General features: G+C 62.7%; 24 protein-coding genes and 1 pseudogene. 16 read left to right on the top strand and 9 right to left on the bottom strand.

What is annotated here, in order from left to right:
- Positions 1–57 precede the first annotated feature (57 nt).
- Positions 58–468, top strand: coding sequence for a nucleoside diphosphate kinase regulator (rnk, locus tag OIU19_RS05180; RefSeq protein ID WP_264233893.1), 411 nt, complete (start codon positions 58–60; stop codon positions 466–468).
- Positions 469–544: 76 nt separating this feature from the next.
- Here the strand turns inward: rnk and OIU19_RS05175 are convergent, their stop codons facing one another.
- The 3 genes from OIU19_RS05175 to OIU19_RS05165 form a co-directional block, all read right to left on the bottom strand.
- Complete coding sequence (locus tag OIU19_RS05175; protein WP_264233890.1) at positions 545–3409, bottom strand: class I adenylate cyclase; 2865 nt, start codon at positions 3407–3409, stop codon at positions 545–547.
- A gap of 180 nt (positions 3410–3589) precedes the next feature.
- Positions 3590–3835, bottom strand: a complete 246-nt coding sequence (locus OIU19_RS05170) for a TIGR02647 family protein (protein WP_186552942.1) — start codon at positions 3833–3835, stop codon at positions 3590–3592.
- 72 nt (positions 3836–3907) lie between these two features.
- On the bottom strand, positions 3908–4207 hold the full coding sequence (locus tag OIU19_RS05165) for a hypothetical protein (RefSeq protein ID WP_186552941.1): 300 nt from the start codon (positions 4205–4207) through the stop codon (positions 3908–3910).
- A gap of 145 nt (positions 4208–4352) precedes the next feature.
- Between OIU19_RS05165 and OIU19_RS05160 the strand changes: the two genes are divergently transcribed.
- Positions 4353–5012, top strand: coding sequence for a glutathione S-transferase (locus tag OIU19_RS05160; protein ID WP_264233887.1), 660 nt, complete (start codon positions 4353–4355; stop codon positions 5010–5012).
- A gap of 235 nt (positions 5013–5247) precedes the next feature.
- Here the strand turns inward: OIU19_RS05160 and argH are convergent, their stop codons facing one another.
- Positions 5248–6642, bottom strand: coding sequence for an argininosuccinate lyase (argH, locus tag OIU19_RS05155; RefSeq protein ID WP_264233885.1), 1395 nt, complete (start codon positions 6640–6642; stop codon positions 5248–5250).
- Between the two features lie 311 nt (positions 6643–6953).
- Here argH and OIU19_RS05150 point away from each other — a divergent pair, with 311 nt between their 5' ends.
- The 7 genes from OIU19_RS05150 to rsd all read left to right on the top strand — a co-directional run bounded on the left by OIU19_RS05150 (position 6954) and on the right by rsd (position 13358).
- Entirely contained in the window at positions 6954–7703 is a 750-nt protein-coding gene (locus OIU19_RS05150) for a LytTR family DNA-binding domain-containing protein (protein WP_264233883.1), read from the top strand.
- A 135-nt stretch (positions 7704–7838) separates the two neighbouring features.
- Positions 7839–8780 (top strand): hydroxymethylbilane synthase, encoded by a 942-nt coding sequence (hemC, locus tag OIU19_RS05145; RefSeq protein ID WP_264233881.1) that lies wholly within the window; start codon positions 7839–7841, stop codon positions 8778–8780.
- Positions 8777–9544 (top strand): uroporphyrinogen-III synthase, encoded by a 768-nt coding sequence (locus OIU19_RS05140; RefSeq protein ID WP_264233879.1) that lies wholly within the window; start codon positions 8777–8779, stop codon positions 9542–9544. Before hemC ends, OIU19_RS05140 begins: the two co-directional genes overlap by 4 nt.
- A gap of 45 nt (positions 9545–9589) precedes the next feature.
- On the top strand, positions 9590–10690 hold the full coding sequence (locus tag OIU19_RS05135) for a uroporphyrinogen-III C-methyltransferase (protein WP_264233877.1): 1101 nt from the start codon (positions 9590–9592) through the stop codon (positions 10688–10690).
- Entirely contained in the window at positions 10687–11925 is a 1239-nt protein-coding gene (locus OIU19_RS05130) for a heme biosynthesis protein HemY (RefSeq protein WP_264233875.1), read from the top strand. The genes OIU19_RS05135 and OIU19_RS05130 overlap by 4 nt, the downstream gene beginning before the upstream one ends.
- Before the next feature lie 224 nt (positions 11926–12149).
- The gene (locus OIU19_RS05125) at positions 12150–12656 is read left to right on the top strand and encodes a disulfide bond formation protein B (protein ID WP_264233873.1); all 507 of its coding nucleotides are present in this window, start codon (positions 12150–12152) and stop codon (positions 12654–12656) included.
- Positions 12657–12887: 231 nt separating this feature from the next.
- On the top strand, positions 12888–13358 hold the full coding sequence (rsd, locus tag OIU19_RS05120) for a sigma D regulator (protein ID WP_264233871.1): 471 nt from the start codon (positions 12888–12890) through the stop codon (positions 13356–13358).
- Positions 13359–13367: 9 nt separating this feature from the next.
- Here rsd and OIU19_RS05115 read toward each other — a convergent pair whose 3' ends face one another.
- Positions 13368–14033: an FKBP-type peptidyl-prolyl cis-trans isomerase gene (locus tag OIU19_RS05115; RefSeq protein ID WP_264233869.1), complete on the bottom strand. Its 666-nt coding sequence runs from the start codon at positions 14031–14033 to the stop codon at positions 13368–13370.
- A gap of 223 nt (positions 14034–14256) precedes the next feature.
- Here OIU19_RS05115 and OIU19_RS05110 point away from each other — a divergent pair, with 223 nt between their 5' ends.
- Positions 14257–15420: an AlgP family protein gene (locus OIU19_RS05110; RefSeq protein ID WP_264233867.1), complete on the top strand. Its 1164-nt coding sequence runs from the start codon at positions 14257–14259 to the stop codon at positions 15418–15420.
- Here OIU19_RS05110 and OIU19_RS05105 read toward each other — a convergent pair.
- Positions 15396–15878 carry a TIGR02444 family protein gene (locus OIU19_RS05105; RefSeq protein WP_264233865.1) on the bottom strand — a complete coding sequence of 161 codons (483 nt, stop codon included), beginning with the start codon at positions 15876–15878 and terminating at the stop codon, positions 15396–15398. The two genes, OIU19_RS05110 and OIU19_RS05105, sit on opposite strands and share 25 nt — an antisense overlap.
- A gap of 50 nt (positions 15879–15928) precedes the next feature.
- Here OIU19_RS05105 and OIU19_RS05100 point away from each other — a divergent pair, with 50 nt between their 5' ends.
- The 3 genes from OIU19_RS05100 (at position 15929) to OIU19_RS05090 (ending at position 19157) form a co-directional block, all read left to right on the top strand.
- Entirely contained in the window at positions 15929–17839 is a 1911-nt protein-coding gene (locus OIU19_RS05100; protein WP_264233863.1) for an ATP-binding cassette domain-containing protein, read from the top strand.
- Positions 17839–18426: a mechanosensitive ion channel family protein gene (locus OIU19_RS05095; RefSeq protein ID WP_264233861.1), complete on the top strand. Its 588-nt coding sequence runs from the start codon at positions 17839–17841 to the stop codon at positions 18424–18426. The genes OIU19_RS05100 and OIU19_RS05095 overlap by 1 nt, the downstream gene beginning before the upstream one ends.
- Before the next feature lie 98 nt (positions 18427–18524).
- A complete protein-coding gene (locus tag OIU19_RS05090) occupies positions 18525–19157 on the top strand; it encodes a LysE family transporter (protein WP_186552928.1) in 633 nt (210 codons plus the stop codon).
- 29 nt (positions 19158–19186) lie between these two features.
- On the opposite strand, the pseudogene OIU19_RS05085 reads toward OIU19_RS05090, so the two are convergent.
- Both OIU19_RS05085 and OIU19_RS05080 read right to left on the bottom strand, forming a co-directional pair.
- Positions 19187–19932, bottom strand: a pseudogene (locus OIU19_RS05085) (slipin family protein).
- A 2-nt stretch (positions 19933–19934) separates the two neighbouring features.
- Positions 19935–21296 carry a nodulation protein NfeD gene (locus tag OIU19_RS05080; RefSeq protein WP_264233859.1) on the bottom strand — a complete coding sequence of 454 codons (1362 nt, stop codon included), beginning with the start codon at positions 21294–21296 and terminating at the stop codon, positions 19935–19937.
- Positions 21297–21472: 176 nt separating this feature from the next.
- On the opposite strand from OIU19_RS05080, the gene OIU19_RS05075 reads away from it, so the two are divergent.
- From OIU19_RS05075 to OIU19_RS05065, 3 genes are all read left to right on the top strand, one after another.
- The gene (locus OIU19_RS05075; protein WP_186552925.1) at positions 21473–21931 is read left to right on the top strand and encodes an aminoacyl-tRNA deacylase; all 459 of its coding nucleotides are present in this window, start codon (positions 21473–21475) and stop codon (positions 21929–21931) included.
- 61 nt (positions 21932–21992) lie between these two features.
- Positions 21993–22235, top strand: a complete 243-nt coding sequence (locus tag OIU19_RS05070; protein ID WP_264233857.1) for a DUF2789 domain-containing protein — start codon at positions 21993–21995, stop codon at positions 22233–22235.
- Positions 22236–22306: 71 nt separating this feature from the next.
- Positions 22307–22945, top strand: a complete 639-nt coding sequence (locus OIU19_RS05065; RefSeq protein ID WP_264233855.1) for an NADH:ubiquinone oxidoreductase subunit N — start codon at positions 22307–22309, stop codon at positions 22943–22945.
- Here OIU19_RS05065 and OIU19_RS05060 read toward each other — a convergent pair whose 3' ends face one another.
- Positions 22946–23383, bottom strand: a complete 438-nt coding sequence (locus OIU19_RS05060) for a CBS domain-containing protein (RefSeq protein ID WP_186552922.1) — start codon at positions 23381–23383, stop codon at positions 22946–22948.
- Positions 23384–23680: the final 297 nt, after the last annotated feature.

The raw sequence follows: 23680 nt of genomic DNA, 5'->3' as shown, positions 1-23680 counted from the left end.
GTTTTGCTTTATCTGCCCACCACAATTTGCCTGATGAACAAGGAGTCTGACTGGATCATGAGCACCAAACCTTCCCTCATCCTCACCCGATTGGACGTGCAACGTCTCGAGCGTCTGATCGACAGCCTCGATGAAAACACGCCAGGTGTGGAGGCCTTGATGGCCGAGCTTGACCGCGCCGACAAGGTGGTCGGTCACGAGGAGGTCCCGGCTGGGGTGGTGACCATGAATTCGCGCGTGCACTGCCGTGAAGAAGCCAGTGGCAAGGACTACCACCTGACCCTGGTGTATCCGAAAGACGCGGGGCCCGAAGGCAATGTCTCGATCCTTGCGCCCATTGGCTGCGCGCTGCTGGGGCTGTCGGTGGGCGACCAGATCGATTGGCCGGCACCGGCTGGCAAGACCCTCAAACTCAAGCTGCTTGAGGTTGAGTACCAGCCGGAAGCGGCTGGCGACTTCGATCTTTGAAAACGACGTGACTTCATCGCCGGGTAAGCCCGCTCCTCCAGGGCTGTCGGAGTGGGCTTGTGCCGCGATGGGGCAGTCAGGGCTCCAGTGACGCCTGCAATTGCGCCAGGCCTGCATTCAACGCCTGCTCCAGTTCGCTTTTGTAGCGCAGGTAGAGGCAGGTCGACCCCTGCTCATCGGCTAGCAATTCGGACAGATCCAAATCGGTGATATAGCAGCGATAACTGCCGGCACTACGGCGCTGTCCGAGGATCTGCCGTGCGACCACGGCATACAACTGGTCGCCATGATCCAGTTGCGAGAACTCCTGCTGGTCGCAATACAGCGTGATATGCACTGCGTCGCCAATACCAGCCTGGACAATCGCCTGGACCTCGTAATAGGGCTGGACGCTGCCGTCGGTTGGCGCCGGACGCGGCTCGAGGCTGCGGACCTTTCCTGATCCCGAGGGCAGTAACTGGTAGTAGTCGATCTGCAATGACGCTTGCTGCAGGCTGTCCAGCGGCAATCTGGCATCGCGTCGCATCACCACCGAGCGCAGGAAGCGCTGCAGCGGCAGCAGCAGGTGGGTTTCATCATCCAGCGGCAGGCGCTGTTGCCAAAGCGCATTGTATTCATCCAGCACATACAGGTCGGCCCAGCCCTCGAGCAGACGGTAGAACACCTGGATGCACTGCGGCTGGCCGAGCTCAAGAATCCGCGGCAGGTCGTGGTCCTGCAGGGCATTGGCATCCAGGTGCAAGGGGCTGTACTGGCCGCGTTCCTCGCCCAGGTAGCTGAGCACGTCTTCATGGTTGGCCAGGGTGGCCAAGGTGACATGCCCAGGCAGCAGCTCCAATACGTGGGTGTCTTGGGCAATCTGCACCAAGTAGCGGTGGTTCAAGTTTTGATCGAGCAGCAGTTGCGCGGTGTCGAACAGTTCCTCGACCCGCTGGGCGATTGCCTGGGCGCGGTTATGGCAGAAGCAGCGCACCCGCACTCGCGGGCGATGACTGCGCTGGCCCAGGCTGTTGAGGAAGTCGCGTAGACAGCGCATCAGGGCATGCTCGCCGTCATAGCGCTGCACCAGCACTTCGTTCCAGCTGTTGAGGGTGATCTGGTCGAGGCTGAGTACCAGGTTCTCACGCACGCCGGCATAACTCAGCGAGTCGGTCCGTTCGGTGGTCATCAGGATGTTCAGGTCACGGTGGTGGCGCAGGGGGTCCAGGCCAACGTTGACCAGCAGGAGGATCTCGTCGGCCACGCTTGGTTGCAGCAGACGCACCTCGCTGACTGGCTCCAGCGGCAGGGCGATGCTCTGCTGCAAGCTGCCCAGCAGGTTGAACAGCTCGAACTCGCTCAAGTCACTGACGCCGGGGTGCAGAGCGAGCCGCGTGCTGCTGTCGATCACGCCATTGCGGTGCGCCCAGGTCAGCAGCTCGAGCAGTTCGCGGCAGCGCTTGATCGGGCTGAAATGCTCCCACTCGTGCACGCCCAGGTTGCCGTTGTACAGGCCCCAGTGGTGGGTGCCTGGCTCCTTGCGGTTGGGTGATTGCACCAGGGTCAGGGTATCTTCAGCCAGATCCGGGGCGATCCCTGGGTTGATCACTTCGATCTTGCCGGCACGGCGCTCGAACGCCGCGTACAGTCTGCGTCCTAGCACATTGAGGTCGCGCTGGTCGGCGCGGCTGCTGGCGTTCTGCTCGCGGGCGAGCTGGCTGAGGAAGCGGTAGCTGTGGTTGAGCTCGGCGACCAGCTCCCGGCGCTCGACCGCGACCTGGCGCACCTTCCACTGGCTGCGGCTGTCGAGCAGGGCCAATTGGCGTTCGTCCCAGCCCCATTCCTCGACCAGTCGGGCGAGCAAGCGCCGCTGCCAGCCGCCATTGCGCGAACGGCCAAGGCCGCTGAGTTTCTTGTTGATCTTCAGGTACAGGCTGCGGCGCACCAGCTCCAGGCGCTGCGGGTCACCGCGCCGCTGCAGGTATTGCTCGATGCGGCGATAGACCATCACGTAAGGGTCGAGCGCATCGAGGTCGAGCTGGTTGGCGAACACCGCCTGTTTGTAATCCAGGCTCAGGCAGCGCACGGCTGGCTGTTCGCTGGCATAGACCTCGGTCAGCAGTAACTTGAGCAGCGATTTGTACGGTGAGTCGATGCCCTTGAACAGCTGCCACAGGCCGGCTCCGACAAACTCGCCTGCCGGGATGTGCGCCAGGTGGCCAAGGTCCAGATCGTGGTCGGCGCGAATGAACCGTTTGGACAGCAGGGTTTGCGTGTACGCCTGGTAATTGTGCTCTTCATACACGGGTACCAACCACCACAGCGGGGTGCGCCCGGCCAGCCAGATCGCGGTGCGATAGAACTCGTCGAGCAATAGATAATGCTGGGTGGTGCCGCAGTCATCGGAGCTGAGCTGGCTGTCGCGCTCGCCTTGGACGAAGTTCTGCGGGTCGATCAGGAAAAAGTGCGCCTCGGTGCCCAGGCTCATCGCCCAGGCTTCAAGCAGCTGACATTTGCGTCTGAGCTCCGCCAGTGCGCCCTCACCAAGGTCCGGGGCGTGGCAGACCCAGAGGTCCATGTCGCTGTGTTCGGCTTGGGCCAGGGTGCCCAGGCTGCCCATCAGGAACAGACCGTGAATGGGCCGTGGCGCATTGCCCAGGCGCGGCTTGTGGGTGAACGAGCGGGCCAGGCGCTGGGCTTCTGCAACCCGCTCGGGCTCAGGCTCGAAGCCTGACACACCGGCGGGGGTGTTGCCGCTGACATACCCCGGTAGCAGGGGGTGGTTGACGTGGAACAATAGCGGTAACAGCGTGAGCACCTGCTGCTGGCGTGTCGACAGGCCGTCCATCGCCCGTTCCAGTCGGCCGTTATTGATGAGCAGAAAGCGCGCGCGCAATTTCGCCAGCACCTTGCGGTCGATGCCTTCATCCAGATCGGGGCGAATTTCGTGGGGGTGGTTCATTGCGCACTCAGGGTCAGGCCGGGGCTGTGGCGAGTTTAGCCTGAGCGGGGAAGTCGGATAAGGGTTATGTGAATTTTTGGCGTCAGATTTCTAGCGTGGCTGTAGGCCTCTTCGCGGGCAAGCCCGCGCCTACAGGGCTATGTAGGGGAGGGGGCTTGGCCGCGAACAGGATTACACAAATCAGGCGGTCTCTGCGCTTTTCAGAATGATCAGCAGTGACTGAACATGCTCAGCCGCATCACGTCCCAGGCTGGTCAGATAACCACCATCGGGCTGGTCGGTCAGTTCCTTTTCGTGCAGGCGCTTGGCGGCGGCGATCAGCGCGGGGGAAGCGTTATTGTGGACTTGGATGCCTTCCTGGCTGCTGTCCAGATTGAACAGGGCAAGGACTTCCAGTTCAGCGATCAGCTCGGGGGTAAGGGACATGGCGACTCCTGACTTCCAGACAAGGATGGGGCACCGCAATGGGTGCCTGAGCGTGGAGTGTAGTCAGACTTTTTACTGGTCGCCTTGATCCGCCTCAGGTGGCAGCTCCGGCAGTGCCCGCAAGGCGTTTTCGTACCACTCGGTATTGAACGGGCGATCTTCGTCGAGCAGGGCGTCAATCTCGATGGCCAACACGTGAGCCATCAGGTTGAGGATGTCTTCGCGCTCGTAGCCGACCAGGGTCAGCTTGTTGAAGGTGGCCTTGGCGGCGGGGGGCTCGCCACTTTCAATCTGGTTTTCGATGGCCTGGGTCAGGGTGGCCTCGGCGAAGGCTTCTTCTTCATCAGTATCGATGTCGCGGGGTTCGCTCATGGCGGTGCTCCTGTAGTGAAGTGCACAGTTTGCCATGCTCGCGCAGGCAATGCCCGGCCATCGACGCGGTGCATGACGCTGGTCATGGCGAGGGGTTGCGGCTATAACACCGGGGCCATCCCCACACGGCCTGGAGGCTGTATCAATGCTCAAGCTTCACGGATTTTCGGTCAGTAACTACTACAACATGGTCAAGCTGGCCTTGCTGGAGAAGGGCCTGCCGTTCGAGGAGGTGACCTTCTTTGGCGGGCAAACACCCCAGGCCCTGGCTATCAGCCCACGTGGCAAGGTGCCGACGCTGGAGACTGAACATGGCTTTATCAGTGAAACCAGTGTGATCCTCGACTATATCGAGCAGACCCAACCTGGCAAGCCGCTGCTCCCAGCCGATGCCTTCGGCCAGGCCAAGGTGCGCGAGCTGCTCAAGGAGATCGAGTTGTATATCGAACTTCCCGCGCGTACCTGCTACCCCGAGGCGTTCTTTGGCCAGGCGGTCGAGCCGCTGGTCAAGGAAAAGGCGCGTGCCGAGCTGATTGCCGGGTTTGCCACGCTCAAGCGTAATGGCAAGTTCGCCCCGTATGTTGCTGGCGAGCAGTTGACCCTCGCCGACCTGATGTTCTGTTTCTCGGTCGATTTGGCCTGTGCGGTGGGCAAGAAGGTGTTGAACCTGGACTTGCTGGAAGACTTCCCGCAGGCCAAGGCGCTGCTGGCGCTGATGGGGGATAACCCGCACATGGCGACGATTGTCGCAGATAAAGCAGCGGCGATGCCGGGCTTCCTGGAGATGATCAGCAAGAAGCGCTGATCTTTAGGTCAGTGAGTTGGCTGCAGTGGGGCCGCTTTGCGGCCCTTCGCGAGCAAGCTCGCTCCCACAGGGATCGCGTCGATTGTGGGCTGCGCGCAGTCCCGGTGAGAGGGACCGCGCCGATTGTGGATTCTGCGCAGCCCCTGCGAAAAGGGCCGCGTCGACTACGGATTCAGCGCAGTCCCTGTGGGAGCGGGCTTGCCCGCGAACGAGGGCGAAGCCCTCGCAAGGAAGCTTATCGCGCAGCCAGCAACGCCTTGCCGCGCACTACAGCCGCACGCACCTGCGCCGGTGCAGTCCCGCCGATGTGATTACGCGCATTGACCGAGCCTTCCAGGGTCAACACGGCAAATACATCCTGCTCGATCTGATCGCTGAACTGGCGCAACTCGTCCAGGCTCATCTCGGCCAAGTCTTTACCGGTATCGACACCGTACTTCACCGCATGGCCAACGATCTCGTGGCAATCACGGAACGGCAGGCCGCGGCGTACCAGGTAATCGGCCAGGTCGGTCGCGGTGGAGAAACCACGCAGCGCCGCTTCACGCATGACCGCGTGACGTGGCTTGATCGCCGGGATCATGTCGGCAAAGGCCCGCAGCGAGTCGCGCAGGGTATCGGCGGCGTCGAACAGCGGCTCTTTGTCTTCCTGGTTGTCCTTGTTGTAGGCCAGTGGTTGGCCTTTCATCAGGGTCAGCAGGCCGGTCAGGGCGCCAAACACGCGGCCGCTCTTGCCGCGTACCAGCTCCGGTACGTCCGGGTTCTTCTTCTGCGGCATGATCGAGCTGCCGGTGCAGAAGCGATCAGGCAGGTCGATGAACTGGAACTGGGCGCTGGTCCACAGCACCAGCTCTTCAGAGAAGCGCGACAGGTGCATCATGGCAATGCTGGCGGCGGCGCAGAATTCGATGGCGAAGTCACGGTCGGAGACGCCATCGAGCGAGTTGCCAGCCACTGCTTCAAAGCCCAGCAGCTTGCAGGTCAGTTCGCGATCGATCGGGTAGGTGGTGCCGGCCAGCGCGGCGCTGCCCAGGGGCATGCGGTTGGCGCGCTTGCGGCAGTCGACCAGACGCTCGTAGTCACGGCTGAGCATCTCGAACCAGGCCAGCAGGTGGTGGCCGAAGGTGACAGGCTGCGCGGTTTGCAGGTGGGTGAAGCCCGGCATGATGGTCTCGGCCTCACGCTCGGCTTGCTCCAGCAGGCCCTGCTGCAGGCGCGTGATTTCGGCCAGGATCAAGTCGATCTCGTCACGCAGCCACAGGCGGATGTCGGTGGCCACCTGATCGTTACGGCTACGGCCGGTGTGCAGCTTCTTGCCGGTGATGCCGATGCGGTCGGTCAGGCGCGCTTCGATGTTCATGTGCACGTCTTCCAGGTCGACGCGCCAGTCGAAGTTGCCGGCCTCGATTTCGCCCTGGATGGTCTTCAGGCCATCGATGATGGTGTCGCGCTCGGCGTCGCTGAGTACGCCGACCTGCGCCAACATGGTGGCGTGGGCGATCGAACCCATGATGTCGTGGCGGTACAGGCGCTTGTCGAAATCGACCGAGGCGGTGAAACGGGCGACGAAGGCGTCGACGGGCTCACTGAAGCGGCCGCCCCAGGACTGATTGGTCTTGTCGGTGCTCATGGATTCACTCGTTGAAGGCGTGAACGATAAAAAGTGGCGCCGATAATAGCAGGGTTGCGCGGGCTGCCGCAGGGCGCCGGTCGATTGAAATCGCGAGAAAACCCCAGACCCTGTCTTGCGTAAGGATATTTAGCGATTGAACGGCAGTGTTCCACGGACCGTCTACAGTTGGACAAAGGACTGGCAGTGAATCTGCCGGACTAGTGAATCTTTGGCCATTGCATCGGTCTAGAGCGTGACCGCGGTGTCGGTCGACCCACACCTGTCTACGCTATACCCGTGCGAGACTCATTCAGGAATCCAGCGCAATTATGAATGTCCTGATCGTTGATGACGAACCCCAAGCCCGCGAACGCCTAAGCCGCTTGCTAGGCGAGCTGGAGGGCTACACAGTGCTGGAGCCCAGCGCCACCAACGGCGATGAGGCTTTGGCCCTGATCGAAAGCCACAAGCCCGACGTGGTCCTGCTGGATATCGACATGCCCGGCCTTGATGGCTTGCAAGTCGCTGCACGCTTGTGCGAACGCGAAGCGCCGCCAGCTGTGGTGTTCTGCACCGCCGGCGATGAATACGACAGCGAAGCTTTCAAGGACAGTAAGCTCAGCCACGTCGCCAAGCCGATTCAGCCGCAGGCGCTGCGTGATGCCCTGCGTAAAGCCGAAAAACCCAACCGCGCCGAGTTGGCAGCGCTGACACGCCCAGCCAATGAAGGCGGTGGCAATCCGCGTAGCCATATCAGCGCGCGAACGCGCAAGGGCATCGAGTTGATCCCCCTGCCGCAAGTCATCTATTTCATCGCCGACCACAAGTACGTCACCCTGCGCCACGAGGCCGGGGAAGTATTGCTCGATGAACCGCTCAAGGCGCTTGAGGACGAGTTCGGCGAACGCTTCGTGCGGATTCACCGCAATGCGCTGGTGGCCCGCGAGCGTATCGAGCGTCTGCAGCGCACGCCGCTTGGGCATTTCCAGCTGTTCCTCAAAGGGCTGGACGGTGATGCGCTGACGGTCAGCCGCCGGCATGTGGCCGGCGTGCGCAAGATGATGCAGGGGCTGCACTGACACAACCCTGCCAGCTGCTCGCGCAGGGCAGCACTGCGCCTTTGCGGCGAGGGCCGTCGATTGCTGATCTGGGTCTGCAGGCAGACCCGGAGGAGCTGTTATCATCGACAGCATCTCTCTGTATCGGGGCGTTACATGTCCACTCGCGAAATCCGCATTGCAACCCGTAAAAGTGCCCTGGCCCTGTGGCAGGCCGAATACGTCAAAGCGCGCCTGGAACAGGCTCATCCAGGCCTGCGGGTGAGCTTGGTGCCCATGGTCAGCCGCGGCGACAAGTTGCTCGACGCGCCGCTGGCGAAAATTGGCGGCAAGGGCTTGTTCGTCAAGGAGCTGGAAACCGCGCTGCTGGACAACGAAGCCGACATCGCTGTGCATTCGATGAAAGATGTACCCATGGACTTCCCGCAAGGCCTGGGTCTGTATTGCATCTGTGAACGCGAAGACCCGCGTGATGCGTTCGTTTCCAACCGCTTCGCCAGTCTTGAAGCGCTGCCAGCGGGCAGCGTCGTCGGCACCTCCAGCCTGCGTCGTCAGGCCCAACTGCTGGCGCGTCGGCCGGATCTTAAGATCCAGTTCCTGCGCGGCAACGTCAATACCCGCCTGGCCAAGCTCGATGCGGGTGAGTACGACGCCATTATCCTCGCCGCTGCCGGTTTGATTCGCCTGGGTTTTGAAGACCGTATTACTTCCAGCATCAGCGTCGACGACAGCCTGCCAGCCGGTGGCCAGGGTGCGGTAGGTATCGAATGCCGCAGCGCCGACAGTGAAATCCACGCCTTGCTGGCGCCACTGCACCACATTGATACCGCCGACCGAGTGGTGGCCGAGCGCGCGCTCAACAAACACCTCAATGGCGGCTGCCAAGTGCCGATTGCCTGCTACGCGGTGCTCGAAGGCGAGCAGCTGTGGCTGCGTGGCCTGGTGGGGCAACCGAGTGGTGGCACCTTGCTGGTCGCCGAGGCGCGTGCGCCGCGCACGCAAGCCGAAGCCTTGGGCGTGCAGGTCGCCGAAGACCTGCTGGGGCAGGGTGCCGAGGCGATCCTCAAGGAAGTCTATGGCGAGGCTGGCCATCCGTGAGCCCCTGGCGCCTGCTGCTGACCCGACCTGAAGAGGATTGTGCGGCACTGGCGCACAGCCTGGCGCTTGCCGGTATCGCCAGCAGCAGCCTGCCGCTGTTGGCGATCGAGCCAGTTGCCCTGGATGCGCCACAAACCCTGCGCCTGAGCGAGCTGCAGCGCTATCAGGCTTTCATCGTGGTAAGCAAGCCGGCTGCCCGCTTATTGCTCGAACGGCTCGCCCAGACCGGCCTGCAGGCACCCCGCGAGGGCTGGTTCACGGTGGGTGAAGCGACCGCCCGCGTGCTTGAGGATGTTGGGCTTTTGGTGACTTACCCTACTGCAGGTGACGACAGCGAGGCCTTGCTTGAGCTACCCGATCTGCGTAAGGCTACCGCCAGGGCGGATTCACGGGTCTTGATCATCCGCGGTGTCGGAGGTCGTGAACTGCTGGCAGAGCGTCTTGTTGAGCAAGGTGCTAGTGTCGATTATCTGGAACTGTATCGCCGCTGCCTGCCGCAGTACCCGCCAGGCACACTGGTACGCCAGATCGAAGCGGAACGCCTCAATGGCCTAGTGGTCAGCAGTGGGCAGGGTTTTGCACACTTGCGGCAGCTGGCAGGTGCAGATTGGCCACGTTTGGCGCATGTGCCGTTGTTCGTGCCAAGCCCGCGGGTAGCCGAGCAAGCGCGAGCGGCCGGCGCCCAACACATTGTGGATTGCCGTGGCGCCAGTGCCACGGCCTTGCTGGCAGCTGTGCAGCGCAGCGCTGCACCTGCCTCTTAAGGCGCTAAGCTCAGAGCGATGCGCCCCCATGCAAAGGATGGATACGTGAGCGAAACTGTCTTGTCCAACAACGAACAGCCCACCGCAGCCGACGCGCTGGAAACCCCAGCCGCAAAGCCCGCCAAGCGTTCAGGCAATGGCCTTGCAGTGCTGGCGTTGCTGCTCGGTGCCGCCGGGGTCGCGGTCGGGGGCTGGGGCGTCTGGCAGGTGCGACAGCTGCAGGGCAGCGAGCAAGGCCAGGGCCAGCGCCTCGAAGCGCTGAGCGAGCAGACCGCTGCCTTGCAGCAACGCGATCAACAAATCAGCGCCCAGCTGGCCAGTCTGCCGGCAGCCAGTGAGCTTGAAGACCGTCGCCGCCTGGTGGCGCAGCTGCAGGGCGATCAGCAGCGTCTGAGCCAGCGCCTGGAAACCGTGCTGGGCGAGAGCCGCAAGGAATGGCGCCTGGCTGAGGCCGAACACCTGTTGCGCCTGGCGACCTTGCGCTTGTCCGCCCTGCAAGACATCACCAGTGCCAAGGCCCTGGTCGAAGGCGCTGACGAGATCCTGCGTGAACAAAGCGATCCAGGTGCCTTCGCCGCTCGCGAGCAATTGGCCCGCAGCCTGGCGACCCTCAACAGTACTGCGCAGCCAGACCGCACCGGCCTGTTCCTCAAGCTGGCTGCCCAGCGCGAGCAAGTCCAGCAGCTGAGCGCCCAGTCGCCAGAGTTCGATGGCAATGCCGACGCCCTCGGCGCGCTGACCTCCGACGGCGATGGTGCCAGCCGCTGGTCGCAGTGGTGGGCAGAGATTTCCAAGTACTTCCAGATCGAATTCGACGCTGACGACAACGTCCGCCCACTGCTGGCCGGGCAGTCGCTCAATCAGTTGCGCCTGGCCCTGAGCCTGACCATCGAGCAAGCCCAGTGGGCGGCCCTCAATGGTGAGGCAAAGGTCTATACCCAGGCCCTGGACGATGCCCGCAGCGTGTTGCTGGCCAACTTCAACGCCGACAACCCGCAAAGCAAGGCCATGCTCGACAGCTTGAATGCCCTGGCCGAGCAGCCGGTCTCGGTGGTTACCCCCGATTTGAGCGAAAGCCTGGCCGCAGTGCAGGCCTACATTCAGCGCCGCCATCTGCCCACTGAAACAGAAGGGGGCAAGCCATGAAGCGGGTCTACCTGCTGGCGGTACTGGCAATCGTGGTAGCCGCAGCGTTGGGCATCGCCATTGCCAAGCACAGTGGCTACGTACTGATCGCCTATGGCAGCTTTCGCTACCAGTCTGGCTTGTGGGCCGCGTTGGGTGCGTTGGTGGGTATCGTCCTGGCGCTGTGGCTGCTGCGTTACCTGATTGGCCTGGTATTGACCTCCAGTGGCGTGGTCAACCCTTGGTCGCGGCGCAACCGCCGTCGGCGCACGCGTATCGCTGTCGAGCAAGGCCAGCTGGATCTGGCCGAAGGCCGCTGGGCCAGCGCTCAGCGTCACCTGCATCGCGCTGCCGAGGCCGAGCGCCAGCCGCTGATGTACTACCTCGGTGCCGCGCGCGCAGCCAACGAGCTGGGCCGCAGCGAAGACAGCGACAACCTGCTGGAGCGCGCCCTGGAGCGTCAGCCGCAAGCAGAGCTGGCGATTGCCTTGACCCATGCGCAATTGCAGATGGACCGTGGTGAAGCTGATGGCGCCTTGGAAACCTTGCTGGCGATGCACGAGCGTCACCCGCACAACGGCCAGGTGCTGCGTCTGTTGCAACGATTGTATCTGCAGCGCGGCGATTGGCCGGCGCTGATTCGCCTGCTGCCCGAGCTGCGCAAGGGCAAGGTGTTGCCGGCTAGCGAGCTGGCCGAGCTGGAACAGCGGGCCTGGGGGCAAAACCTGAATCTGGCGACAACCCGAGGAGAAGACTCCCAGAGCGCGCGCCAAGCCTTGGAGCGCGCCTGGCAGCAGCTGACCTCGGCCCAGCGCCAAGAGCCGCAACTGGTCTTGGCCTACGCCGAACAGCTGCGCCAGGTGGGCGCCCAGGGTGAAGCCGAACAGGTGCTGCGCGCGGCACTCAAGCGTCAATACGAGAGCCACCTGGCCCGGCTCTACGGGCTGGTGCGCGGTGAAGACCCCGCGCGGCAGTTGCAGACCGCCGAAGGGTGGCTCAAGGACCACCCGCAAGACCCAAGCCTGCTGCTCACGCTGGGCCGCCTGAGCCTGCAGAATCGTCTTTGGGGCAAAGCCCGTGACTATCTGGAAAGCAGCCTGCGCCTGGAGCGCAATCCAGAAACCTGTGCCGAGCTTGCGCGTCTGCTCGCAGGATTAGGCGAGATCGAGCGCAGCAATCAGTTGTTCCAGGAGGGTTTGGGGTTGCTGGATGAGCGCCTGCTGGCGCTGCCGCTGCCCGAGGGCGTACGCGCCTGACCCATCCCCGGACCTGCGCAATGATGTGCAGGTCCGGGGGTACGGCGTTTATCCACAAGCATTCGGCCGGGTTACAGTACCGCCATCAGAATCTTCCTACGCAAAGATGAAACTTTTCCCGCGCATTCAGCGACTTGTCTCTACTGTAGTGCCTTGAAACAAACTGTCGCTTTCCTCTACCGTTTCAAGTCACGTCACTGACTCCCCCGGGACCTACATCGCTCATGTCGCTGGCCCGTTACCGAATTTGCTACCTGCCTGCCTTGCTCGCCTCGCTGGCGATCCTGAGCGCAACCTTCGTGCTGGAAAACAGCCTGGGCCTTGCGCCGTGTTCGCTGTGCTATAGCCAGCGCCTGCTGTTGGCACTGTACGCCATGGTCTGCTTGTGTGCAGTTGTTCACGCGCCGTCGGGGCTGGGCTGGCGCACCTATGCGCGGCTGACGCTGGCCTGCTCGGCAGGTGGCGCGCTGTTGGCGGCGCGGCATGTCTGGCTACAGGGCAGTGGTATGCCGATCGAGACCTGCCCGGCGCCTATCGGCAGGCTTTTCGAGCACTCCTGGAGCCAGGGTCTGAAGACGTTTTTGTTGGGTGGCCCGGACTGCGGCTCGCTGACCTGGAGCTTTCTTGACCTGACCCTGCCCGAATGGAGCCTGCTGGCCTTCCTGCTGCTCGCGGCGCTGCCCCTGTCGCGCCTGTTGGCGTATCGTTTCCGCACCCTCAACACGCTTTGACTTGGCGCAAGCCTGGGCCAGTTGCTCGACCAATGGCGTAATACCCAGGGATGAAACGCTTGTATGAACTTTGTCCAATGCGTACCTTGAAGGGCAGCACGTGCGGGAATAATCTCCCTGCACGGATACCGAAAAACACAACTGCTCGATGCCGTCCTGCTGATGTCACCTTTGTGCCGCAGAGTTGTGGAACGAGGTGCAGCGGCATCTACCCAGAAGGGAAGAATCGCCATGCTCGATAGTTGTCAGAATGCCCAGGAACGCTGGGGCGGGGTTCACAAGCTGATTGACCGTTGGCTCCAGGAACGCGAAGAGCTGGTGCAGTCTTTCCGTGCCCTGCGCGATGCCAAGCCGGCCTTCGCCGACAAGGACAAGAACAGTGGTTTCTGCGCGGTGTTGGTCGACTATGTCTCGGCCTGGCATTTCGAAATCAGCGAACAGCTGGTCAGCGAAGCCAAGGCCTTCGGTGATCAGGGGGCCTTGGAGCTGGCTACCCAGATCAACCCGCGCATCGATGCCAGCACTCAGATCGCCCTGGCGTTCAACGACCATTGTGCCAAAGGTGAGTGCACCGATCCTGAGCGATTCGCCGACAAGTTGAGCAAGCTCGGTGCCTTGCTACGTGAGCGCTTCGAACTGGAAGACTGCCTGATCGAAGTGCTGCACAACGCTCACAAGCAAGAGGATGCGGTCCAGGCCTGATGGCCCGGATCAGTCCGCCACCGACAGCAGTTCGATCTCGAATACCAGCGGGGTGTAGGGCGCGATCAAGTCGCCCGCACCTTCGGCACCGTAGGCCTGGGCCGATGGAATCACCAGCCGCCACTTGCCGCCCGCCTTCATCTTCGGCAGTGCCACCTGCCACCCTTCGATTACCGAATCCAGGCTGAACCATTGTGGTTGCTGGTTCTGATCGAACACCGAGCCGTCTGGCAACTTCCCTACGTAGCGCACCTGCACCTTGCCGGTGGCCTTTGGCTGAGCACCAGTGCCTGCGACCAACTCGCTGTAGAGAATACCTTCGGGCAATTCGTGTACGCCTTTGCGGGCGCGTTCGTTAGCCATGAAGCGCGTTTCCACGGCCTTGAGTTGGTCTACCTGAGTCTGCTCGGAAGCGGCGTTGGCCTGCTCTTCGTGCTGCTCGAGAATGCGCTGCATGCGCGCCTTGTCGAGCTTCAGGGGTTTGTCCTGATAAGCCTGGCGCAGGCCCTCGACCAGGGCGTCGAGTTGTAGGCCGGGGACTTCCTGGCGCAGCCGTTCACCAAGGCTGGCGCCCAGGCTGTAAGCCAGGTCCTGGTCATTGGATGATGGTTTATCAGCGGCGGCGAGGGCCAAGGGCGCCATCAGGCACAGGCCAAAAACAAGATAACGAGGCACGGTCGACTCCTGCGGCGAAGATTGGCAAGTATGCCAGCCTTGTTGTCGGCCCCGTGTAAATATCAGCAATACTTTAATGGCGAACTACACTTGCACGGAGCTGCAAGATAACAACTTTGCCCAGGCATGCAACGCGGCGCTAACAATACTGTCAACATGCCCTAGCGGCGGTAGCAGCAGAAGCATAGTATGAGCCGCAATCTCGTCAGCCAGGAGGTAAACCATGTCGGCCAAGAAGAAGCCAGTAAGTACGCCGTTGCACCTGCTCCAGCAACTTTCCGGTAGCCTGCTCGAACATCTGGAAGATGCCTGCTCGCAAGCGCTGGCGGATGCAGAGAAACTGTTGGCAAAGTTGGAAAAGCAACGTGGCAAGGCGCAGGAAAAACTGCACAACTCGCGTCTGAAATTGCAGGACGCGGCCAAGGCCGGCAAAGCCAAGGCGCAGAACAAGGCGCATAAAGCCGCGGGTGAACTTGAAGCATTGCTCGATTCACTCAAGGAGCGTCAATCGCAGACCCGTACTTATATCCAGCAACTCAAGCGTGATGCTCAGGAAAGCCTGAAACTTGCCCAGGGTGTTGGCAAAGTGCGTGAAGCAGCCGGTAAGGCCCTCGGCCAGCGTGCTGCTGCCAGCAAAGCTGTAGCCAAACCTGCTGCGACTAAGTCGGCTGCCAAGCCAGCGGTGAAAGCCACCGCAGCCAAAGCACCAGCAAAAACCGCTGCCGCTAAGCCAGCAGCCAGAACCGCAGCTAAACCAGCTGCCGCCAAGGCCCCTGCGAAAACCGCCGCAGCCAAACCTGCTGCCAAGCCGGCTGCTAAGCCAGCCGCAGCCAAGGCCCCGGCTAGAACCGCTGCCGCCAAACCAGCTGCTAAAACTGCCGCGAAACCGACAGCCGCCAAGGCCCCGGCCAAGACCGCTGCAGCCAAACCTGCTGCCAAGCCAGCCGCCAAGCCAGTAGCGGCCAAGGCGCCTGCTAAAGCTGCTGCAGCGAAACCTGCAGGCAAACCAGCCGCCGCCAAAGCACCGGCCAAAACCGCTGCAGCGAAACCTGCTGCCAAGACCGCCGCGGTTAAACCAGCCGCCAAACCTGCTGGCAAGACCGCCGCGGCTAAACCAGCCGCCAAACCAGCCGCTGCCAAGGCACCCGTGAAAGCCGCTGCGAAACCCGCCGCCAAGCCTGCTGCTGCTAAAGCACCGGCCAAGCCAGCTACCACCAAACCAGCCGTAGCCAAGCCTGCCGCTGCCAAGGTCGAAAGCAAGCCAGCCGAAGCCAAGCCTGCACCGTCCGCGAGCAGCTCGGCCTCTGCGACCAACTCGGCAGCGCCATCCTCGACCGCTTCGGCCCCGGCCAGCGCCCCAGCTCAGACGCCGTCTTCGGCTTCCTGAAGCTGCTGCGCCGCGACGCGCAGCTGATGCAGCGCGTCGTGGTCGTGGCAACGGTCTGGTGCCAGCCGGGCCAACCAATCGTCCGTGGTCTCGTTCGAGCCCGCGGGCCATTGTCGCGAGCATGCTTGCAAGCGCTCCAGTAGCGTTCTCTCTGCCTGCAATTCCAAACCCTTGACCTGCTCACGCAAGGCGGCCAACTGCGGGTCGGTTTGCGCAGCGCTGCGCCATTGTTGGCGCAGGCTACGCAGGGGCATCACCACCTCCTGCTGCCAAGTCCGGGCAAGCTCGCCCAGGGCCTGCACGCGCTCGGCATCAGCGCTGACACCCTGCGCCTGCAACCAGGTTGCGCAGAGCAGCAGGCAAACGTCCGCACCCAATTGCTGAAGGCTCAGGCAGGCCTCTTCGACACCCGGCTTGGCGTACAGGGCCAGGGCGTGATTCCACAGGTCGGTGTGCATGGTTCCACTCGCGCTTGCGGCCGAGGAAGCTGGTAGACTCCGCGACCATCATGATCAGACTATCCAACCTCACTTTACAGCGTGGTCCGCAGCGCTTGCTAGATGGCGCCGAGATGACCCTGCATACCGGTCACAAAGCCGGCCTCATCGGTGCCAACGGCGCCGGCAAATCCAGCCTGTTCGCCTTGCTGCGCGGTGAGCTCACGCCCGACGGCGGCGATTGCCAGCTGCCTGGCGACTGGCGCATCGCCCACATGCGCCAGGAGGTCGACACCCTCGACCGGGTGGCGGTGGACTATGTGCTCGACGGCGACATCCGCCTGCGCCAGGTTCAGGCCGAGCTGGCGCTGGCCGAACAAGCCCATGACGGCACGGCCCTGGCCCGCTTGCACAGCGAGCTGGAGATAGCCGACGGCTATACCGCCGACGCCCGTGCGCGCAAGCTGCTGGCGGGCCTTGGCTTCAGCAACGAGCAGATGGACCGCCGCGTCGGTGACTTCTCCGGTGGCTGGCGGATGCGCCTCAACCTGGCCCAGGCGCTGATGTGCCCGTCCGACCTGCTGCTGCTCGATGAGCCGACCAACCACCTGGACCTGGATGCCATCCTCTGGCTGGAAGACTGGCTCAAGGGCTATCCAGGCACGCTGCTGCTGATTTCCCACGACCGAGACTTCCTCGATTCGGTGGTCGATCACGTGCTGCATGTCGAGCAGCGCAAGCTCAACCTCTACAAGGGCGGCTACACCGCCTTCGAGCGCACCCGCGCCGAGCGCCTGGCGCAACAGCAGCAGGCCTACGAGAAGCAGCAAGCGCAGCGCGCGCACATGGAAAAGTACATCGCCCGCTTCAAGGCCCAGGCCACCAAGGCCCGTCAGGCGCAGAGCCGGATCAAGGCGCTGGAACGCATGGAAGAGCTGTCGGCGGCGCATGTCGATTCGCCGTTCGACTTCGTTTTCCGCGAGTCGGAAAAAATCTCCAGCCCACTGCTCGACCTTTCCGAAGGGCGCCTGGGCTATGGCGACAAGGCGGTGCTGGAGAAGGTCAAGCTGCAGCTGACACCAGGCGCCCGTATCGGCTTGCTCGGCCCGAACGGCGCCGGTAAATCGACCCTGATCAAGAACCTTGCCGGTGAGCTGCAACCCCTCGGTGGGCGGCTGGTGCGCGGCGAAAACCTGGCGGTGGGCTACTTCGCCCAGCACCAGCTCGATTCGCTGGATGACAAGGCCAGCCCGCTGTTGCACCTGCAACGCATCGCCCCAACTGAACGGGAGCAGACCCTGCGCGACTTCCTTGGCGGGTTCGACTTCCATGGCGCCCGCGCCGAGGAGCCGGTGGTGAACTTCTCCGGTGGTGAGAAGGCGCGTTTGGCGCTGGCCCTGATTGCCTGGGAGCGGCCGAACCTGCTGCTGCTCGACGAACCGACCAACCACCTCGACCTGGAAATGCGCCTGGCCTTGACCATGGCCTTGCAGGAGTTCAGTGGCGCAGTGGTGGTGGTCTCTCACGACCGGCACCTGCTCAAGAGCACCACCGACGACTTCCTGCTGGTGGCCGATGGCAAGGTCGACACCTTCGATGGTGACCTCGATGACTACAGCCGCTGGCTGATCGACTACCGCCAGCGCAATGCGCCGGTCAGTACTGCGCCGGCCAACCCGGACAAGACTGACAAAAAGGCCCAGCGCCAGGCCGCAGCCGCTTTGCGTCAGCAACTGGCCCCGCACAAGCGCGCCGCCGAGAAGCTGGAGACCGAGCTGGGCCAGGTCCACAGCCAGTTGGCCGAGATCGAGACTGCGCTCGGTGACAGCGGCTTGTACGAAGCCGCCCGCAAGGACGAGCTGCGCGACTTGCTCGCCCGCCAGAGCAAACTCAAGCAACGCGAAGCGCAGTTGGAGGAGTCCTGGATGGAAGCCTTGGAACTGCTGGAAAGCATGCAAGCCGATCTTGAGGCGCTGTCCTGATGGAGGAGTTGCAAGGCCTGCTGCCGGGGCAATGGATGGACGCACTGTGGTTGGGTTTGCAGATTTTGCTGATCCTGGTCGCAGCGTTTGTCCTGCAACGCTTCATCGCCCGCTGCCTGAGCCGCCTGGGCGAGCGTTACCCGTTGCCACCGGAGCTGCTGGTGCCGGTGCGCGGCGGCTTGCGTTGGCTGATCATGGGCAGCGCGCTGCTGTTCGTGTTGGAGCGCATGGGCGTTTCGGCGACGGTGTTGTGGACTGCGCTGTCAGGCTTCGTCGCGGTTGCGGCGGTGGCTTTCTTCGCCATGTGGAGCGTGTTGTCCAACCTGCTGTGTGCGGTGCTGATCTTTACCGTGGGGCCGTTTCGCATTGGTGATGTGGTCGAGCTGGTCGATACCCTCGACAAACCAGGGGTAAAGGGTCGGGTGATTGCCATCAACCTGCTGTTCACGACCTTGATGGAGCTGCCCGAAGCGGGTGGGGCGCTGGTGCAGGTGCCGAACAGCCAGTTCTTCCAGAAATCGGTGCGGCGCTGGCGGGGCGCTGAGGTACCGGGTGTGGCTAAGGATGTTTCGGTTCAAGGGGACTGAAAGGCTGCCTAAACCCGTCTCTGCAAAATATCGCTGGTCATTTTTTCATCAACCTCGTAGCTTAACGTTTTGCAACATGTGCACGAGCGAGGTGTGTGATGTCGATGGAAACGTGGTTGGCCTTTTTTGCCGCGTGCTGGGTGATCAGCCTGTCGCCAGGTGCCGGGGCGATTGCCTCGATGTCCAGCGGTCTACAGTACGGTTTCTGGCGTGGTTACTGGAACGCGCTAGGCCTACAGATCGGCCTGATCGTGCAAATCGCCATCATCGCTGCCGGTGTCGGCGCGATCCTCGCTGCATCCGCCACTGCCTTCCAAGTCATCAAGTGGTTCGGCGTCGGTTACCTGGTGTACCTGGCCTACAAACAATGGCGCGCGCTGCCGATGGACATGAGCGAAGAGTCCGGCGTGCGGCCGATCGGCAAGCCGTTGAGCCTGGTCTTTCGTGGCTTTCTGGTGAACGTCAGTAACCCTAAGGCATTGGTATTCATGCTGGCGGTGCTGCCGCAGTTCATCAACCCGCACGAGGCGCTGTTGCCGCAGTACCTGGCGATCACCGTGACCATGATCAGCGTCGATCTGCTGGTGATGGCGGGTTATACCGGGCTGGCTTCGCGGGTCCTGCGCTTGCTGCGTACGCCCAAGCAGCAGAAGCGTCTGAACCGCACCTTCGCCGGGTTGTTCCTGGGCGCTGCGACCTTCCTCGCGACCCTGCGTCGGGCGCCGCTCTGATGCAGTCTGGGGCCGCAATGCGGCCCCAGTCATGAGCGATCCCGATCCACCATTCCCTTGAGCAAATCGAGCGGCATCGGAAAGACGATGGTCGAGCTCTTGTCCCCGGCAATCGAACCCAGCGTCTGCATGTAGCGCAACTGCATCGCCCCTGGCTCCTTGCTGAGCATCTGCGCGGCCTGCATCAGCTTTTCCGACGCTTGCAGTTCACCCTCGGCGTGGATCACCTTGGCCCGCCGCTCGCGCTCGGCTTCGGCCTGGCGGGCGATAGCGCGGATCATCGATTCATTGAGGTCGACATGCTTGATCTCGACGTTGGCCACCTTGATTCCCCAGGCATCGGTCTGCGCGTCCAGCACTTGGCGAATATCCTGGTTGAGCTGCTCGCGCTCGGCCAGCAGCTCGTCCAACTCGTGTTTGCCGAGCACGGCCCGCAGGGTGGTCTGGGCCAGCTGGCTGGTGGCGTTGAGAAAGTCCTCGACCTGGATGATCGCCTTCTGCGGATCGAGCACACGAAAGTACAGCACCGCGTTGACCTTGACCGAGACGTTGTCGCGGGTGATGACATCTTGTGGCGGCACGTCGTGCGTAGGTCGACCCGAACCATCTGCTGGATCACCGGGATCAGCAGGATCAGCCCCGGCCCCTTGACCTGCCAGAAGCGCCCAAGCTGGAACACCACCCCGCGCTCATATTCGCGCAGGATGCGAAACGCCGAGATCAGCAGCACGCCGATCAGCATCAGCAGCGCGCCGAAGCCCAATTGCACGAACATCGTCATTCTCCTTGCGCCGTGGGCGCAGTGGCGCTGACCTCAAGCCGCACGCCGTGGCGGGCGACCACCCGTACCGGCTGGCCGGGCTGCAGTGGCGTCGCGCATTGCACTTGCCATTGTTCGCCCTGGGCCTGTACCGAGCCGCAGAACGGGTTGTCCGCCGTGACCTGGGTCACTGTCACCAGGCTGCCGACCAATCCGGCATCGCCGCTGACCAGCGCCCGTCGTCGTGCCCGCATGGCCATCCCCAGCACGCCACCGAGCAACAGCGCCGAGGCTAGCGCCAAGGTGACGATCAACGGCAGCGGAATGCCGTAGCCAGGGGCGTCGGTGTCCATCAGGATCACCGCGCCGACCACGAACGCGACGATGCCGCCAAAGCCGACTACGCCAAAGCTGGGCAAGAACGCCTCGGCGATCATGAACGCCAGCCCGAGCATGATCAGCGCCACCCCGGCATAGCTCACCGGTAGCAGCTGCAGGGCGTACAACGCCAGCAGCAGGCTGATGCCGCCGATCACGCCACCCACACCTGTGCCGGGGCTCATGAATTCGAACAGCAGGCCGTAGATGCCGATCATGATCAGGATCAGCGCCACGCTGGGGTTGGTGATCACTGCCAGCAGACGGGTACGCCAGTCCGGCAGGTGCTCGACCAGCGGCGCACCATTGGTTTGCAGCTGGCGCGGCTCGCCGGCGGCTTGCAGGGCCTTGCCGTCCAGTTGCCGCAGCAGGTCGGGCACATCGTTGGCCATCTGGTCGATGACCTTCAGGCGCAGCGCTTCATTGGCCGACAGGCTAACGGCCTCGCGTACCGCCTTTTCCGCCCAGTCGGCGTTGCGTCCACGTAACTGGGCCAGGCCGCGGATGTAGGCAGCAGCGTCGTTGACCTGCTTGCGGGCGAGGGTGTCCTGATCGTCTGGCGTATCGGTTTGGTCGTCCTTGGTCGCGCCTGGCTGTTTGCCGGGCATGCCGATTTGCACAGGGGTGGCGGCGCCCAGGTTGGTCCCCGGCGCCATCGCTGCCACGTGGCTGGCATAGAGGATGTAAGTGCCGGCACTGGCAGCGCGAGCGCCACCTGGGGCGACGAACGTGGCAACGGGTACGGGGCTGGCGAGGATGGCCTTGATGATCTGACGCATGGAGCTGTCCAGGCCGCCTGGTGTGTCCATGCGGATCACCACAAGCTGGGCGCCTTGTCGCTGCGCCTGGTCCAGGCCGCGTACCAGGTAATCGGCGCTGGCCGGGCCGATCGCGTCATCGATATCCAGCATCCAGATGCTGCCGCCAGCCGCAGCGTGGCCACCCGTGGCAACGCCGAGCAGCAGTAACAACAGCAAACAGCGCCAGCAGCGAGCGATCACCTGTCGTCACCTCGAGTGTCTCTATCAGTGAAGTTTAGTCGTGCCCTTCGAGGCAGGGCCTAAACTTGGAGAGGGGGCGAGGCCAGCGCTGTTCATGCGCAGGCGCTCGGGCGGCTTTGCTGCCCAATCGCGGCACAACGCCGCTCCTATAAGTGGGGTGAAACCGGAGGTGCATCATGCGTATGGCCAAGACCCTGCAGCAGCGCCTGGACCAGGCCAACTGCGACTATGACATTGTTCCCCATCCCCATTCCGCGACCAGCCTGGAGTCGGCGCGCACCGCAGGCGTACCGGCCGAGCGAGTCGCCAAGTCGGTGCTGCTCGACGACCGCCACGGCAACTACATCATGGCGGTGCTGCCGGCCAACCGGCACCTGGACATGAGCAAGGTGCGCATGACCGGCGCCTGGCAACTGACCCGCGAAAGCGGCCTGCCGACCCTGTTCGGTGATTGCGAACGCGGTGCTGTTCCGGCGTTGGGCGATGCCTATGACATAAAAATGCTGCTCGACCCGACCTTGACCCGCCAAGGTGATGTCTACCTTGAGGCAGGTGATCACGATCACCTGATCCACATGAGTATGGAGCAGTACCTCAAGCTGGTCCCGCAGGCCGAAGTGCGCGAGCTCTGCTGATGAATCTCAACCCAGTGCCGGGCAGGCGTCGTGGACGACCTTCCCGGCCAAGGAGGAACCCATGGAAGCACCGAACCATCCGTTTTCCGATCTGTTCAAGCAACTAGGGCTGGCGGACGATGCCAAGAGCATCGATCAGTTCATCACCTCGCATTCGCCGCTGAAGAACGACATCAAGCTGGTCGATGCGCCGTTCTGGACCGACTCCCAGCGCGCGTTCCTCAAGGAAAGCATCATCGAAGATGCCGATTGGGCGGTGCCGTTCGATCAACTCAACGAGGCCTTGCGTCGCCCGCGAAAATAAAGCGCCGAGCGGCACCTGATGGGTGATTTGGTCGTTGCTATGCTCAGGTAAAACAATAAGGGGATAGCGCGATGAAAGATCCCTACGCACCAGGCTTCTGGTGCACCGTGACGATCCTGGGCACCCTGACCGCCGGTTACTTCTATGGTATCCGGCACACCCACCAGATGAACCAGGCGGTGCAGTTCATGTACGCCGCTGCGGCGGTGACTGCGGCGGTGGCGCTCTGCGGTCTGGCGTGGATCGCCTGGCAGCAACTGCACTTGAACAAGCGCGAAGTGAGCCAAGGGCGAACGTTGGTGACCATCTGGAACACCAAGGTGGCGCTACGCCGGGTCGAGACGGTATTCGACCGTTATTTCTGGGGCAGCTACTGGCATTCGGGGCGCACCTTCGAAGAAGTCATGGGTGAGCTCAAGGGCACGCCGCTGGAACAGAGCCTGGACGCCCTCAAGTGCCAATGCCGTGAACTCGACCGCGAGACCCACGACCCGCACCATCACTGGCTGGCCTTTGCCCGCGACCTTTCCAGCGTGGCCGCGGCGATGGCCCGCGAGCGCTACCAGCTGGATCTGTGCGATACCCCGGATAACAGCCGGGGCGGCACTGCGCTGCTCAACCGCGATCTGGAAGTGCTGGTGTACACCTGGTCGGCGCGCCTGCGCAGCTTCGACCATCAACTGGACGAGCTGGAGAGTGCCTATCACTGATCACTCGCCGCGAATGTACTGCTCCAGTTGGCGGATCAGGCTGGCCTGCTCGGCGATGGTTTCCTTGACCAGGTCGCCGATCGACAGCAGGCCGAGCAGCTTGCCGTCCTTGACCACAGGTAGATGGCGCAGGTGACGGTCGGTCATCAGGTTCATGCAATGATCCAGGCTCTTGCTCGGATCGACCGTGAGCACATCGCGGGTCATGATTTCGCTGACCGGGGTAGCGGCGGATGAGCGGCCTTTGAGTACCAGCTTGCGCGCATAGTCACGCTCACTGACGATCCCCACCACCTGGTCATTTTCTACCACCGGTAAGGCACCGATGTTTTTCTCCGCCAACAGCTTCAGGGCTTCGAGCACCGAGAGATCTGGCCCAATGGTGTAGACGGTCTGATGTTGGGACTTGGTTTTGAGGAGTTCTTCGACGTTCTTCATACAGGCCTCGGTGGGGGGGAAATGCTGGTCTTCAGGTAACTAAAGCATCGGCGACGACGCTCTGCACGGCAACGCGGAAAACGGCATGGACCTGATTGAAAAACGTCATGAGCCTGGCTTGTGTCCGTAAGTTGTTGGGGCCGCTTTGCGGCCCTTCGCGGGCAAGCCCGCTCCCACAGGAACAGCGCCGCTATAACGGTCGGCGCCGGACCTGTGGGAGCGGGCTTGCCCGCGAAGGGCTGCAGAGCAGCGCCAAAGCTGATCAGGCCTTATGTGAACAGCATTAGCCCGCAGGCC

This window comes from Pseudomonas sp. BT-42-2, assembly GCF_025847435.2.
In the GTDB taxonomy this organism is placed as follows: domain Bacteria; phylum Pseudomonadota; class Gammaproteobacteria; order Pseudomonadales; family Pseudomonadaceae; genus Aquipseudomonas; species Aquipseudomonas urmiensis.
This window is presented reverse-complemented; position numbering and strand designations above follow the sequence as displayed.

What these genes read in the sequence shown, in the direction of transcription:
- OIU19_RS05150 (WP_264233883.1), top strand. Translation starts at nt 6,954, where the DNA reads ATGAATGTCCTGATCGTTGATGACGAACCCCAAGCCCGCGAACGCCTA.
- OIU19_RS05170 (WP_186552942.1), bottom strand. Translation starts at nt 3,835, where the DNA reads ATGTCCCTTACCCCCGAGCTGATCGCTGAACTGGAAGTCCTTGCCCTG.
- OIU19_RS05070 (WP_264233857.1), top strand. Translation starts at nt 21,993, where the DNA reads ATGGAAGCACCGAACCATCCGTTTTCCGATCTGTTCAAGCAACTAGGG.
- OIU19_RS05095 (WP_264233861.1), top strand. Translation starts at nt 17,839, where the DNA reads ATGGAGGAGTTGCAAGGCCTGCTGCCGGGGCAATGGATGGACGCACTG.
- OIU19_RS05090 (WP_186552928.1), top strand. Translation starts at nt 18,525, where the DNA reads ATGTCGATGGAAACGTGGTTGGCCTTTTTTGCCGCGTGCTGGGTGATC.
- OIU19_RS05075 (WP_186552925.1), top strand. Translation starts at nt 21,473, where the DNA reads ATGCGTATGGCCAAGACCCTGCAGCAGCGCCTGGACCAGGCCAACTGC.
- hemC (WP_264233881.1), top strand. Translation starts at nt 7,839, where the DNA reads ATGTCCACTCGCGAAATCCGCATTGCAACCCGTAAAAGTGCCCTGGCC.
- OIU19_RS05125 (WP_264233873.1), top strand. Translation starts at nt 12,150, where the DNA reads ATGTCGCTGGCCCGTTACCGAATTTGCTACCTGCCTGCCTTGCTCGCC.
- OIU19_RS05060 (WP_186552922.1), bottom strand. Translation starts at nt 23,383, where the DNA reads ATGAAGAACGTCGAAGAACTCCTCAAAACCAAGTCCCAACATCAGACC.
- OIU19_RS05160 (WP_264233887.1), top strand. Translation starts at nt 4,353, where the DNA reads ATGCTCAAGCTTCACGGATTTTCGGTCAGTAACTACTACAACATGGTC.
- OIU19_RS05130 (WP_264233875.1), top strand. Translation starts at nt 10,687, where the DNA reads ATGAAGCGGGTCTACCTGCTGGCGGTACTGGCAATCGTGGTAGCCGCA.
- rsd (WP_264233871.1), top strand. Translation starts at nt 12,888, where the DNA reads ATGCTCGATAGTTGTCAGAATGCCCAGGAACGCTGGGGCGGGGTTCAC.
- OIU19_RS05110 (WP_264233867.1), top strand. Translation starts at nt 14,257, where the DNA reads ATGTCGGCCAAGAAGAAGCCAGTAAGTACGCCGTTGCACCTGCTCCAG.
- OIU19_RS05165 (WP_186552941.1), bottom strand. Translation starts at nt 4,207, where the DNA reads ATGAGCGAACCCCGCGACATCGATACTGATGAAGAAGAAGCCTTCGCC.
- OIU19_RS05065 (WP_264233855.1), top strand. Translation starts at nt 22,307, where the DNA reads ATGAAAGATCCCTACGCACCAGGCTTCTGGTGCACCGTGACGATCCTG.
- argH (WP_264233885.1), bottom strand. Translation starts at nt 6,642, where the DNA reads ATGAGCACCGACAAGACCAATCAGTCCTGGGGCGGCCGCTTCAGTGAG.
- OIU19_RS05175 (WP_264233890.1), bottom strand. Translation starts at nt 3,409, where the DNA reads ATGAACCACCCCCACGAAATTCGCCCCGATCTGGATGAAGGCATCGAC.
- OIU19_RS05100 (WP_264233863.1), top strand. Translation starts at nt 15,929, where the DNA reads ATGATCAGACTATCCAACCTCACTTTACAGCGTGGTCCGCAGCGCTTG.
- rnk (WP_264233893.1), top strand. Translation starts at nt 58, where the DNA reads ATGAGCACCAAACCTTCCCTCATCCTCACCCGATTGGACGTGCAACGT.
- OIU19_RS05105 (WP_264233865.1), bottom strand. Translation starts at nt 15,878, where the DNA reads ATGCACACCGACCTGTGGAATCACGCCCTGGCCCTGTACGCCAAGCCG.